Annotated in this window: 12 protein-coding genes and 1 pseudogene; all 13 read left to right on the top strand. The window is 49.5% G+C overall.

Annotated elements, in window-relative coordinates; genetic code table 11:
* Window positions 1-7: 7 nt before the first annotated feature.
* A complete protein-coding gene (uppS, locus tag AC4IE7_RS18330) occupies window positions 8-781 on the top strand; it encodes an undecaprenyl pyrophosphate synthase (protein ID WP_490778312.1) in 774 nt (257 codons plus the stop codon).
* A 10-nt stretch (window positions 782-791) separates the two neighbouring features.
* Entirely contained in the window at window positions 792-1,610 is an 819-nt protein-coding gene (locus AC4IE7_RS18325) for a phosphatidate cytidylyltransferase (protein WP_490778311.1), read from the top strand.
* The gene (ispC, locus tag AC4IE7_RS18320) at window positions 1,610-2,806 is read left to right on the top strand and encodes a 1-deoxy-D-xylulose-5-phosphate reductoisomerase (protein WP_490778373.1); all 1,197 of its coding nucleotides are present in this window, start codon (window positions 1,610-1,612) and stop codon (window positions 2,804-2,806) included. Before AC4IE7_RS18325 ends, ispC begins: the two co-directional genes overlap by 1 nt.
* Window positions 2,807-2,815: 9 nt before the next feature.
* On the top strand, window positions 2,816-4,186 hold the full coding sequence (gene rseP / locus AC4IE7_RS18315) for an RIP metalloprotease RseP (protein ID WP_490778310.1): 1,371 nt from the start codon (window positions 2,816-2,818) through the stop codon (window positions 4,184-4,186).
* Between the two features lie 148 nt (window positions 4,187-4,334).
* The gene (gene bamA / locus AC4IE7_RS18310; RefSeq protein WP_490778309.1) at window positions 4,335-6,626 is read left to right on the top strand and encodes an outer membrane protein assembly factor BamA; all 2,292 of its coding nucleotides are present in this window, start codon (window positions 4,335-4,337) and stop codon (window positions 6,624-6,626) included.
* 22 nt (window positions 6,627-6,648) lie between these two features.
* Window positions 6,649-7,164 (top strand): OmpH/Skp family outer membrane protein, encoded by a 516-nt coding sequence (locus tag AC4IE7_RS18305; protein ID WP_490778308.1) that lies wholly within the window; start codon window positions 6,649-6,651, stop codon window positions 7,162-7,164.
* 16 nt (window positions 7,165-7,180) lie between these two features.
* On the top strand, window positions 7,181-8,218 hold the full coding sequence (gene lpxD / locus AC4IE7_RS18300) for a UDP-3-O-(3-hydroxymyristoyl)glucosamine N-acyltransferase (RefSeq protein WP_490778307.1): 1,038 nt from the start codon (window positions 7,181-7,183) through the stop codon (window positions 8,216-8,218).
* A 34-nt stretch (window positions 8,219-8,252) separates the two neighbouring features.
* Complete coding sequence (gene fabZ / locus AC4IE7_RS18295; RefSeq protein ID WP_490778372.1) at window positions 8,253-8,693, top strand: 3-hydroxyacyl-ACP dehydratase FabZ; 441 nt, start codon at window positions 8,253-8,255, stop codon at window positions 8,691-8,693.
* Window positions 8,666-9,460 (top strand): acyl-ACP--UDP-N-acetylglucosamine O-acyltransferase, encoded by a 795-nt coding sequence (gene lpxA, locus AC4IE7_RS18290; RefSeq protein ID WP_490778306.1) that lies wholly within the window; start codon window positions 8,666-8,668, stop codon window positions 9,458-9,460. The genes fabZ and lpxA overlap by 28 nt, the downstream gene beginning before the upstream one ends.
* 35 nt (window positions 9,461-9,495) lie before the next feature.
* Window positions 9,496-10,665 carry a lipid-A-disaccharide synthase gene (gene lpxB, locus AC4IE7_RS18285; protein WP_490778305.1) on the top strand — a complete coding sequence of 390 codons (1,170 nt, stop codon included), beginning with the start codon at window positions 9,496-9,498 and terminating at the stop codon, window positions 10,663-10,665.
* Window positions 10,666-10,769: 104 nt separating this feature from the next.
* Window positions 10,770-12,395 (top strand): acyl-CoA ligase (AMP-forming), exosortase A system-associated, encoded by a 1,626-nt coding sequence (locus tag AC4IE7_RS18280; RefSeq protein ID WP_490778304.1) that lies wholly within the window; start codon window positions 10,770-10,772, stop codon window positions 12,393-12,395.
* 35 nt (window positions 12,396-12,430) lie between these two features.
* Entirely contained in the window at window positions 12,431-13,021 is a 591-nt protein-coding gene (gene rnhB, locus AC4IE7_RS18275) for a ribonuclease HII (protein WP_490778303.1), read from the top strand.
* A gap of 266 nt (window positions 13,022-13,287) precedes the next feature.
* A pseudogene (locus AC4IE7_RS18270) lies at window positions 13,288-13,658 on the top strand (alpha-amylase family glycosyl hydrolase); the annotation flags it as partial.

Raw genomic sequence — 13,658 nt, 5'->3', positions numbered from 1 at the left:
GATCCTTATGACAAACGGCATGACAATGGACCCTCAAACTGTCGTCGCTGAACTACCTCGGCACCTGGCGATTATCATGGATGGCAATGGCCGGTGGGCAAAAAAACGCGGGCTTCCTCGCTATGCTGGTCATCCTGCTGGTGTGGAAGCAGTACGTCGTGTGGTTGAGGCATGTGTTGTGCGTCAGATCCCGGTACTCACCCTGTTCGCATTCAGCAGTGAAAACTGGCGGCGGCCTCGGAAAGAGGTCAATCTGATTATGGACCTCTTCATCCGCTCGCTGAAGAAAGAGGTCAAAAGACTCGACCGAAATAAGGTTCGGCTGAAGGTGATTGGCGATCGCAGTGCATTTTCTGAAAAACTCCAGAATCAAATAGCCGAGGCAGAACAAAAAACCGAATCCAATCAAGGATTGCTGCTGCAAGTTGCGGCCAATTACGGTGGGCGTTGGGATATAGCTCAGGCAGCCAGGCATCTGGCTCAACAGGTTGAGTCTGGAGAGATGGCTGCAGATGATGTTGATGAGCATTCGCTTGAGCAACACCTCTCTTTTGCAGGAGTACCTGAACCAGATCTCTTTATCCGTACCGGTGGCGAAAAACGCATCAGCAACTTCCTGCTATGGCAATGCGCCTACACCGAACTCTACTTCACCGATCTGCTTTGGCCCGATTTCGATATTCAGGCCCTGGAAGCAGCAATTCAAGATTTTGCAGGCCGTCAGAGACGATTTGGCCGTACAGGAGAGCAGGTTCAGGGACAGACTGCTGAAGCCTCTTGAGTTCCCTGCTATGCTGAAACAGCGTGTTATCACCGCATTGATTCTGGCACCACTGGTGATTTCGGCAGTGTTGTTTTTACCTACGGTTTACGTTGCACTGTTCCTGGCTGTTGTGGTTGGGGTAGGCAGTCGGGAGTGGGCCAGGTTGAGTGGGATGAAACAGCTGCCGCAACAGATAGCCTACACTCTGTTGATGCTTTCACTCATGCTCTGCTGCTATCTCTATCTACCTGCATCCTGGATACCCATTATCATGGCAGGTGCTGTGCTGTGGTGGTGTTTTATACTATTGCGTATTGTTCGCTATAAGGCTGATCAGGAACCCTCCAGCAACAGACTGATCAAGGCCGCGGAAGGGGTTATCGTACTGCTCCCGTCCTGGATCGCCTTGATAACAATGCATCGAATTCCCGACTATGGCCCCGGTTTGCTGTTGTTTGTATTGATGATGATCTGGGGTGCAGATGTTGGGGCCTATTTTGCAGGACATCGTTGGGGGCGCAACAAATTGGCCCCGGAAGTCAGTCCCGGAAAGACGAGGGAAGGTGTATATGGGGCTTTGGCGAGTGCGTTTTTATTCGGTTTCATCCTGATATGGTTGTTGGATGCTGGCTGGGTCACCGCACCCCTGCTACTGATGCTCTGTCTGATTACGATGCTATCTTCGGTGGTTGGGGATCTGTTTGAAAGCGTGCTCAAACGACAGAGTGGTATGAAGGACAGTGGCACACTGCTGCCGGGACATGGTGGTATGCTGGATCGAATAGACAGCCTGACTGCCGCAGCACCTCTATTCCTGTTCGGCCTGATCCTGCTTGGGGAAGCATGATGAAAGGTTTAACCATCCTTGGTTCGACCGGATCGATCGGTATCAGTACTCTGGATGTAGTTGCCCGACACCCGGATAAATATAGGGTAGTCGCTTTGACCGCCAACAGTGATGTGCAGGGGCTGCTAGGTCAATGTGAGCAGTTTCGTCCTGAAATCGCAGTAATGGCGGATCAGCAGTCAGCCAATCAATTGGCAAAAGCCTTGAATGAGCGAGGCCTGACAACCGAAGTTCTATCCGGCGTGAGGGGATTGGAGATTGCGGCTGCCATGCCTCAGGCAAACTGGGTTATGGCCGCAATTGTCGGCGCAGCAGGATTGTTGCCAGCATTGGCTGCAGTTAGAGCCGGTAAACGTTTGCTGCTTGCCAATAAGGAAGCCCTGGTGGTTGCTGGTGATCTGTTTATGCAGGAAGTGAAGAGCCATAATGCCCAGATCCTCCCTATAGACAGTGAACACAATGCTCTCTTCCAATGTATGCCTGATGACTATCAGGGTAACCTGACACAATCCGGCATCAAACGTATACTGCTTACCGCATCTGGTGGGCCTTTTCGTACTACACCTCTTGATCTGTTGCATGATGTGACACCCGCTCAGGCCTGTGCTCATCCAAATTGGGATATGGGCAGGAAGATTTCTGTAGATTCAGCCACGATGATGAATAAAGGGCTTGAAGTGATCGAGGCCCACTGGTTGTTCAGGGCCAAGACGGATAAGATAAAAGTTGTTTTACACCCACAAAGTGTAATCCACTCGATGGTCGAATATATCGATGGTTCGGTGCTTGCCCAGCTAGGCCAGCCCGATATGCGTACCCCCATCGCCCACGCCCTCGCCTGGCCAGAGAGGGTTGAATCCGGAGTGTCCAGTCTCGATCTCTTTCAAATTGGCCGCCTCGACTTTGAAGAGCCTGATCTAGACCGGTTTCCCTGTCTAGGTTTGGCCTATCAGGCAATCGATAGTGGCGGTACTGCCTGCGCTGTTTTGAACGCTGCAAATGAGATTGCGGTCGATGCCTTTTTAAATGAGCGCTTGGGCTTTACGGCAATCGCAGAGGTTGTAGAGGAGACACTTCAGTTGCAACCAGTAGAACAGGTAAAGGATCTGGATAGCCTGCTTGATGCGGATCGTAAGGCGCGGGTTACCGCGGAACAAGTTGTACAAAATAGGGTCTCAAGCTGCGGTATCGGCTGAATAGACATTATGAATTCACTACTCTTCACCATCGTCTCATTTATTCTTGCGCTGGCAATTTTGATTGCTGTGCATGAGTTCGGCCATTTTTGGGTGGCTCGCAAACTGGGGGTGAAGGTGCTGCGTTTCTCCATCGGGTTTGGTCGGCCTCTTTGGAAAAAGGTCAGCCCAGTGGATGGTACTGAGTATGTCGTAGCAGCGATTCCTCTTGGTGGATATGTGAAAATGCTCGATGAGAGGGAGGCGCCGGTCCCTGAATCAATGCAAGACCAAGCATTCAACAGGCAGTCACTCGGTGTGCGTAGTGCGATTGTTGTGGCAGGGCCGCTGTTCAATTTTATCTTTGCCATTCTGGCTTTCTGGTTGATATTCGTAACCGGGGATACAGGCCTTAAGCCATTGATTGGAAAGGTTGAAGCGGGTTCTATTGCAGAGCAAAGCGGGTTTGTGGTTGGCGATCAGATTCTTTCGATCGGCGGAGAACCCACCCCGACCTGGGAGAATGTGCTGTATGTGATGTTATCCCAGTCACTCGATCAGGATGCACTCAACATCCGATTGTTGAATCAGCATCAGGATGAACGGCTGATACAACTGCCCAGTGACAATCTGTCTGAACTGGCAGAGGATGGGGGCTTGTTGACCAATTTGGGTTTGACCCCGGATCGGCCAGAAATTCCTCCGATTATAGGTGAAGTGGTTGCTGATGAACCTGCTGAAGCTGCAGGGCTTAAGCCTGGTGATCTGATCGTTCAGGTCGATGATCAGATGATCAGCGATTGGGTAGCCTGGGTCGAATATGTCAGGGAGAGGCCAAATCAGACGATGCGGCTGGTGGTCGATCGAGATGGTGATAGACGTTTTCTTGAAGTGACCCCGAAAACTGTAGCACCTGATGGGGGTGAACCCTATGGCAGAATAGGCGCGGGTGCGCAGAAGTTCCCAGACAGCCTCTGGGATGATTATCGGGCTATCGTGCGCTACGGACCTGTGGATTCCATGGGGCATGCGCTGCAAAAAAGCTGGGATCTTTCAGTGTTGATGCTCAGAATGCTGGGTAAAATGGTCATCGGCGAGGTCTCGGTAAAAAACCTGAGTGGGCCGTTATCGATTGCTGATTCTGCAGGTAAATCAGCAAGTTATGGTATCGTCTACTTCATGAAGTTTCTTGCTGTGGTGAGTATCAGTCTGGGAGTATTGAATCTGTTACCCATCCCTGTATTGGATGGCGGGCATCTCTTCTATTTCCTCATTGAAGCGATTCAGGGCAAGCCATTGTCCGACAGATTCATGGAGCAGGGACAGAAGATTGGGCTGCTCATCCTGCTTGGGGTTATGAGTCTTGCCTTCTATGTGGATTTCAACCGGTTTTTTGGGTAGTCCTGGCAGATGAATCAAAAGGATAGGTCTGTATCCTGAACTAATAAGATAACTTATACTTACGCCCTTTCGAATAATTGCTGATGTTTCGGGGGATTCTGCAAAAAAGCAGTTTAATAATGAACAAACTCTGTTGTATCAAAACATAATGCTATTTTCTTTGCGGATTTTAACCACTCTGTTGCTGCTAGGCGGTGCTCTCTTTCCTCAGCTCGTTTCTGCTTTTATCGTAGAAGATATTCGAGTCGAAGGCTTGCAACGTATCTCTGCAGGTACGGTATTCAACTATCTGCCGGTTAAAACCGGTGATGAGGTAAATGCGGGAAATACTGCCCGGATTATCCGTGCGCTTCACAAAACCGGTTTCTTTCAAGAGATACGCCTGGAACGTGAAGGTGAGGTGTTAATTGTATTCGTCCACGAACGGCCGGCTATCGCAGAGATAAATATCAGTGGCAACAAGGATCTGGATAATGATCGGCTGTTGATGGGCCTTAAGGATATCGGTTTGGCTGAGGGGCGGGTCTTCAAGAGATCCCTGTTAGAACAGGTAGAGCAGGAGCTCAATCGCCAATATTTTGCCCGCGGAAAGTACGGTGTGAAGATCAAATCCACGGTCACACCACTTGAGCGCAATCGGGTAGGGGTGGATATCGAGATCTCTGAAGGTTTGACGGCACGTATCAAGAGTATCAACATCATTGGCAATAAGGCCTACGAAGATGATGATCTGCTCGATGAACTCGAACTGGGGATTCCCGCCTGGTATGCCATCTTCTCGAGTAAGGATAAGTACTCCAAGCAGGCTTTGTCTGGTGATTTGGAGACCTTGCGCTCCTTCTACCTCGATCGGGGATATATCGATTTTAAGATTGAGTCGACCCAGGTCTCCATAACCCCTGATAAGAGGGATATCTACATCACCATAGCGCTCAATGAAGGAGATGTTTTTACCCTCAGCGACATCAAGCTGGCCGGGGATCTTGAGCTGGATGAGGAGGAGCTCTTTCCTTTGATCCGTCTGCGACGGGGAGGGGTTTTCTCCCGCAAACGAGTGACCGCCAGTGCTGAGCGGTTGAATAAAAAATATTCGGATGCCGGTTATGCGTTTGCCAATGTAAACAGCATTCCCGACATCGACAGGGAGAACCGAAAGGTTGCCATCACCTACTTTGTCGATCCTGGAAAAAGGGTCTACGTGCGCTACATCAATATTGTCGGAAATTCCACCACCAGAGATGAGGTGTTGCGACGTGAGATGCGTCAGATGGAATCGGCCTGGTTCTCAGGTGAAAAGACACGCCTCTCACGAGAGCGTTTGCAACGGTTAGGTTTCTTTAACGAAGTTAATATGGAAACCCCCGCAGTGCCAGGGACCACAGACCTGGTGGATGTCGATCTGAGTGTCACTGAAGCGGCATCAGGCAGTCTCAGCGCCGGTGTTGGTTACTCTGAGACCCAGGGGGTGCTGTTCAACGCCAGTATCAGCCAGAATAATTTTCTTGGTACAGGAAAGCGGGTCAGTGCCGGCTTCGATACCAGTGATGCCACCAAGAAGGTGACTGTTGTCTATACTGATCCCTACTACACCATTGATGGCGTCAGTCAGGGGTATGAGATGAGTTATCGGGAGACCGACTACTCTGAGCTCAATATATCCAGCTACTCTACTGATGTCGGGCGTTTGGGAATCAATTTCGGAATACCGGTAACCGAATATGATCGATTGAAGTTCAGTCTTGCCTATGAGCGTACGAAGTTCTTCGAAGGGTCGTCTCCTTCTGATGAGATCAAATCATTTCTCGAGGAGAATGGCGAGAAATTCTCCGATTTTGAACTGGTCGGCAGCTGGATTCGTGATACCCGTGATCGAGCGATTTTCCCCAATCGGGGCGGGCGCCAGATCTTCTCTGCGGAATTGAACACGCCGGGCAGTGATCTGCAGTACTATCGTTTGAGTTACCGTAATGCGCACTATTTTCCGCTGACTAGCAGCCTGACCTTAAAGTTGAACGGTGAACTGGGTTACGGTGATGGTTACGGAAATAACGACGAGTTACCGTTTTTTCGTAACTTCTACGCTGGTGGCATAGGGTCAGTCAGGTCTTTTGAAGAGAATACCCTCGGTCCCAAAGATTCCCAGGATGACGCACTGGGAGCAAATGCTAGAATCGTGGGTCAGATGGAGTTACTGTTTCCCGTCTTTGGTGACGATTTCAAGGATACAGTGCGTGCCGGTATGTTTGTTGATGTCGGCAATGTATTTGATCTGGCGAATAACGAAGAGATTAAGTGGGATGGATTTAGAGCTTCTACCGGTCTAATGTTATCCTGGTTTTCTCCGGTAGGTGCACTCTCTTTCAGCTTGGGCTATCCGCTAAAAGAGGAAGAGGGTGATAAGACTAAATCGCTGCAATTCAGAATTGGTAGCGGATTCTAAAAATTAATTAGGGAGTTGATGGGTGAACTCATTACGAATATTTCTAGTTGCTTTGATACTGGTTGTGTCTGCTTCGAGCAGTGCCTACGCCGAGGAGTATCGCATCGCATTTGTAAATGCCACAAAAGTTTTTGAAGAATCACCACAGTATAAGACGGCTAGAGAGCGGTTGCAGACAGAATTTTCCCGCAGGGAGAAAGACCTTCTGGCATCGCAAAAGCAACTTAAACAACTGGAAGAGAAGCTACAGCGAGATGGTTCGGTAATGAGCGAATCAGAGGTGAAGCGCTTGGAGCGGGATATTCTCAGCCGTAGCCGAAAGTTAAAAAATGCACAGACCGAATTTCGTGAGGATCTGAATCTACGCCAGAATGAGGAGTTCAAAAAGCTCCGTCAGCAGGTTCGTGAGGTGATTCAGGAAGTGGGTAAGAGTGAAAATATCGACTTGATCGTCTCAGATGGTGTGGTCTATTTCAGTAAAAAGATCGATATATCTGAGAAGGTGTTAGAAAAGCTCCGCAACAGAACAGCTGAATAGGTTTGGGTTAGTAGACTTGTCGAATCGACTTGGAGATATCGCTGAAGCGATCGGGGCCGAGCTTCGCGGAGACCCGGATCTGCGAATAGATGGCGTTGCTACCCTGCAGAGTGCAAGCTCAGGCCAGTTGAGTTTTCTCAGCAATAAGGCATACCGTCGCTACCTCAATGAGACGGGTGCCTCAGCAGTGATTCTGTCTGAAGATGCGGCGATGGACTGTCCAGCGGCATCGCTGATTACTGATAATCCATATCTGGCCTATGCTCGGGCAGCAACCATACTTTTTCCTGTCGCGGAAACCAAAACAGGTATAGCAGAATCGGCGGTTGTGGCGGAATCGGCGCAGATTGATGGTAGCGCTACAATTGGCGCTTGTTCTGTTATTGGTGAGAGAGTCCGCATTGGGGCAGATGTTGTCATCGGGCCAGGCAGTGTGATCGAGTCCGATTGTGAGATTGGCCAACAGACCCGGCTAGTCGCTCGGGTAACCCTCTGTCACCGGACCCGCATAGGTGCTCGCTGTTTGATACATCCCGGTGCCGTACTTGGTGCGGATGGGTTTGGTTTGGCAAACGATCAGGGTAGATGGATCAAAGTGCCGCAACTGGGACGGGTGTGGATTGGTGATGAGGTGGAGATTGGTGCCAATACCACAGTTGACCGGGGCGCACTGGAAGATACGATTCTGCATGATGGGGTCAAGCTGGATAATATGGTAATGATCGCGCACAACGTCGAGGTCGGTGAACATACAGCAATGGCCGGCTGTTCCGGAATTGCTGGTTCAACGAAAGTAGGTAGCTACTGTACTGTCGGCGGCCAAACCGGTCTGGCAGGGCATTTGACGATAGGTGATAATGTGCATTTTTCCGGGGCGGCCCTGGTATCGCGCTCATTCACCGAGCCAGGCTATTACAGTGGCAATCTGCCTGCCATGGAAAATGGCGCATGGCGTAAGATGATTGCCAGACTCAGGCATCTCGATGAGATGGCCAAAGATCTGAAATTTCTAAAAAAAGCGGTGAAGACACTCACCGGAGAGTCATTCAAATGAGAAGCATGAGTCATGGGAGGGTAGTTTGATCGCTATGGACATCAACAAGGTGCTGAGCCTGCTGCCGCACCGTTATCCTTTTCTGCTCATAGACCGGGTCATGGAATATGAAAAAGATACCCGATTGCGTGCGCTTAAGAATGTTACCTATAACGAGCCGTTTTTTAATGGACACTTTCCGATTCAACCGGTTATGCCGGGTGTGCTGATTGTAGAGGCGATGGCTCAGGCAACAGGTCTTTTGGCCATGGAGTCTAATCCTGAAACCGTCAATGAGACCACCATCTACCTGTTTGTCGGTATTGATAAGGCACGTTTTAAACAGCAGGTCGAACCAGGCGATCAACTGATCATTGATGTTTTTCGGAATAAGTTGAAACGGGGTATTGGTTTCTTTACCTGCTCAGCTACTGTGGATGGCAGAACCGTAGCCACTGCAGAGATCATGTGTACTGCCAGGGAGATAGGCAGCTGATCGATTCACGCGCAGTTATTGATCCGAAAGCGGAATTGCAAGAGGGGGTCAGTGTCGGACCTTTTTCAATTATCGGTGCGGATGTGAGCATTGCCGCTGGAACGGTGATTGGTCCTCATGTGGTAGTCAACGGGCCGACCCGAATCGGTAAAGATAACCGTATCTATCAGTTTGCGTCAGTTGGAGAAGATCCTCAGGATAAAAAATATGCTGGTGAACCGACTCTTCTGGAGATTGGTGACCGCAATGTGGTGAGAGAGTTTGCGACGCTTCATCGGGGTACCGTTCAGGATCAGAGCATTACCCGCATCGGCAACGATAATCTTTTGATGGCCTATATTCATGTTGCACACGATTGCATATTGGGTGACAACGTCATACTCGCCAATGCCGCCTCACTGGGTGGGCATGTGGAGATTGGTGACTATGCTATTCTCGGCGGATTCACCAAAGTTCATCAATTTTGCCGCATCGGTGCTCACAGCTTTTCCGGCATGGGGTCTGCGATCAATATGGATCTTCCGCCCTATTTCATGGCCGCAGGACAGCCCACCAAACCTCATGGGATCAATCGTGAAGGGTTGAGTCGGAGAGGGTTCAGTCCGGAGGCAATAAAGCAGATTAAGCGGGCTTACAAAATTATCTATCACTCGGGACAGCGCCTGGAAGCGGCGCGGGAAGAGGTTGAAAAGTTGGCCTCAGATACTCCGGAATTGCGAATTCTGTCGGAATTTCTTTCCCATAGTGGTCGTGGCATCCTGCGATAACACCTTTTCACAACAAGTATTCAGAGCACTCTCTGATGCAGCCAAATAGATCACAACATAGCAAACGAATTGGCATCATTGTTAATGAGGTGTCAGGTGATCAGCTGGCTGCAGCATTGATCGAGGCACTGCAGGAAAAATCCCCTGAGATGGTTTTTGAAGGGATGACTGGGCCGTTGATGGAAGCGGCAGGTTGTCGCTCTCTGGCAACCATGGACCCGGTAATGGGATTGGTTGAAGTGCTGGGTCATCTGCCAGGATTGTTAAAAACCAGACGCCAATTGGTGGATCACTTTCTCAAGCATCCACCTGATCTGGTACTGGGTATTGATGCCCCCGATTTCAATCTGGCGCTGGAAACTCAGCTTAAGAGGGCTGGCGTTACCACCGCCCACTGGGTCAGCCCAACAGTCTGGGCCTGGCGCCAGGGGCGGGTCAAAAAGTTACGTCAAGCGGTTGATCTTATGCTCTGTATCTTCGATTTCGAAGTGGATTTTTTAAAACAGCATCAAGTACCTGCAGCCTATGTGGGGCATCCACTGGCAGATCAGATACCACTACAGCCCAGGAACCCTGGTGAAGTGAGAGAGCAACTGGGATTAGATGCCACGAAACCGGTAATTGCGCTTCTGCCTGGCAGTCGCATGAGTGAAGTAAGCCGACTGGCTTTGCCATTTGTTGAAACTGCTGTTTGGTTAAAACGGCAGCAGCCAGAGCTACAGTTTGTTGCTCCCATGGTTAACCAGAAGATTAAACAGGCATTCAGCGATGCGATAAAGGGACAATCTTCTGAGATCTCTGTAAAACTATTGGATGGTCAGCCCAGAGAGGCGATTGGCGCGGCAGATGTTGTGTTGACAGCGTCTGGTACTGCTACACTCGAGACTCTACTGTTAAAAAAACCGATGGTTGTAGCTTATCGTGTGTCGCCACTAACAGCTTGGTTGATACGGCGATTCAAGCTTCTGAAGACGCCTTATGTGGCGATCGCTAATCTGTTGAGTGAACGTATGCTGGCACCAGAATTTCTTCAGGAGGCGTGCCAGGCTGAGACCATGGGGCAAGCTTTGATTGATCTGCTTAATGACCCTCAGCAGCGAGAAGATATCGCACTGAGTTACCATAAGATCCATCAGCATCTGAAACAGGATGCTGCCTCAAGAGCCGCTGAAATGATCCTTCAACTGATTGAGTCTGGACAATGAAAAAAATTTCAAATACCTATGCAATTAGACAGGCTCCATTTTTTTTGCTCTGATGCAAGATGAGTATTTTAAAATATAGAATGTAAGGAAACATACTTTATTCAATGGCTGCGCTACTACATGAACTGATATTCGAGTCTGCCAATCGCTCGCCGGATCAGTGCGCCCTTCAATACAAAGAGTGCTCACACATTTATAGTGAATTGGCCAGAGAGGTCGAGCTGTTTGCCAGCTCCCTGATGACTATCGGCATCGAAAAATCAGATCGGGTGGCAATCTACCTGCCAAAATGTCTTGAGAATGTGGTTTCGATTTTTGGCACAGTAGCCGCCGGGGCGATTTTTGTACCAGTCAACCCGGTACTGAAACCCCATCAGGTGGCTCATATACTGCAGGATTGTGATGCAAAATTATTGATAACCACTTGCGGCAAATATAGAGCATTGAACGGCGATCTTGGAAAGCCGGTTCAACTCAGTAATTTGGTGTTGATCGATGATTGCAAGAGTCGAAGGAGTAGCACAGATGTGCAGAGACTCTATTCCTGGCATACTTTTCTGCAATTGGGGCAGCTCAACGCACTGCCTCGAATCAATGAATCTGATATAGCAGCACTTCTTTATACCTCTGGTAGTACCGGACAGCCCAAGGGGGTAGTTCTCAGCCACCAAAACATGGTGACAGGGGCGAAGAGTGTTGCGCAATACCTGAACAATTGCGCTTCTGACCGGATTTTGGTCGTACTTCCCCTCAGTTTCGACTACGGCGTCAGCCAACTGACCACCGCCTTTCTGGTTGGTGCTACTGCAGTATTGATTAACTATCTACTACCAATGGAAGTGTTGAACACCTTGGTAAAAGAGAAGATTACCGGCCTTGCTGCAGTCCCCCCACTTTGGAATTCTCTGGTAGAGCAGAGCTGGCCTCCAGAGATTGCTAAGTATCTAAGATATGTCACCAGCTCAGGTGGTGTTGTACCTGTAGAGACCACTGAGCAGTTGCAACGAAACCTTCCTGATACAGATATCTATCTGATGTATGGACTGACCGAGGCCTTTCGTTCAACCTACCTGCCTCCCGATCAGGTGGCGGCTCGTCCGACTTCAATGGGTATTGCGATTCCAAATGCTGAAGTGATGGTGTTGAAACCTGATGGCACTCCCTGTGGTACAGATGAGCCAGGAGAGTTGGTTCATCGCGGCCCATTGGTATCCCTCGGATATTGGAACGATCAAGATGAAGCAGCTCAACGATTTAGGCCTGTTCCCAATGGGAGAGATGACTCTGCTGATCGGGAGTTGGCGGTTTGGTCTGGGGATATCGTCAAGCAAGATAGTGAAGGTTATCTCTATTTTATCGGCCGAGAGGATGATCAGATTAAAACCTCGGGATATCGTGTCAGTCCGAATGAGATTGAAGCGATTTTTCATGCAACCGGGCTGGTGAATGAGGTTGTGGCCTTGGGGCTTCCACATCCCAAACTCGGACACTCCATTGCCTTGATCGTGGTGCCACACAAAGGGATAAAAGTTTCTGAGGATGAGTTGATAAATGCCTGTAAAAAGAGATTAACCAGCTATATGATTCCCAGCCTGGTGATATTCCGCTCGACTGTTCCTACCAATCCAAATGGAAAAATTGATCGTAAATTATTGGCCAAGGAGCTTGTGGCTACCCTCTCTGAGGATATTCTGAAGAGAGAGAGTTGGCAGCCGGATGCCAACCAATAATCTTGTCTGACTATGAGTGATAATCAAAGTAAATCATGAGTTCAAAACAGAGCAAACAGATAATTCAGTTGGTGGCAGGTGTTGATGAAGTAGGCAGGGGGCCATTAGCCGGACCAGTGGTTGCAGCTGCGGTTATATTGCATCCTGACAGGCCAATTCAGGGCCTTGCAGACTCAAAAAAGCTGAGCGAAAAACGACGGGAAGCACTCGATATTGTAATTCGAGAAGAGGCCTACTGTTGGTCCCTGGGGCGTGCCGAGGTAGAAGAGATAGATAAGATCAATATTCTACAAGCGAGTCTGTTGGCAATGAAACGGGCTGTAGAAGGTTTATCAGTTGTACCACATCAGGCACTAGTTGATGGTAAACATCTACCCATCTTAGCGTGTCCTGCAGAGGCCGTTATCGGAGGCGACAGTAGTGTTGCAGAGATCAGTGCTGCCTCGATCATCGCCAAAGTTGCCAGGGACAGGGAGATGGTAGAGTTGGATGCACAATATCCAGGTTATGGATTGGCAAAGCACAAAGGCTACCCAACCAAGCAACATCTGGCTGGTCTTGATGATCATGGGGTAACACCGATTCACCGCCGCTCTTTTGGGCCGGTAAAGCGTCTGTTGGGCTGAACAAGTCAAGATCTTGAGGCCTCTGCTGCCTTGCCGTTATCTTAAGCGGGAGGGGTCGGAGTCGAAAGCTTCCCTAGCGTGAGTCACCTCGAAACAGCACAAGTGCATATCTCTAGCAGGCCAATCCGTTCTCGATTCGACTCCGGGGTATAGGGACAGCCACCATTTGAGACCGGGGTATAGGGACAGCCACCATTTGAAAAGAGCATTCAAGTGCGTTAAAGTCATGGGAGTACATGGAATGTATATAAGCCAAGGAGCAGGCGATGACGATATCGCGCAAGCAACAGATCTGTCTTGATGAAACCCCCTATTACCACTGCATATCCCGCTGTGTACGTCGCGCCTTCCTGTGCGGAGAGGATGAGTTAACCGGCCGTAGCTACGAACACCGTAGAGAGTGGATCGTAGAAAAGCTCAAGCAGCTCGATGGAGTGTTCTCAATCTCTATCTGCGCCTATGCAGTAATGCATAACCACACTCACACTGTCTTGAAGGTCGACCGAGAATCAGCTTTGAACTGGTGTGATGACGAAGTCATATCCCGGTGGACCAAGCTTTACAAGCCAAGCCCAATCGTTGACCGCTACCTGAATGGGGTAAAGCTGACCAAAGCTGAATTGGATGTGGTTGCAGA

The sequence above is a fragment of the Candidatus Thiodiazotropha sp. AKAK3 genome (assembly GCF_058244645.1).
The sequence above is the reverse complement of the archived record's forward strand: the minus strand, read 5'-3'. Positions and strand labels throughout refer to the sequence as shown.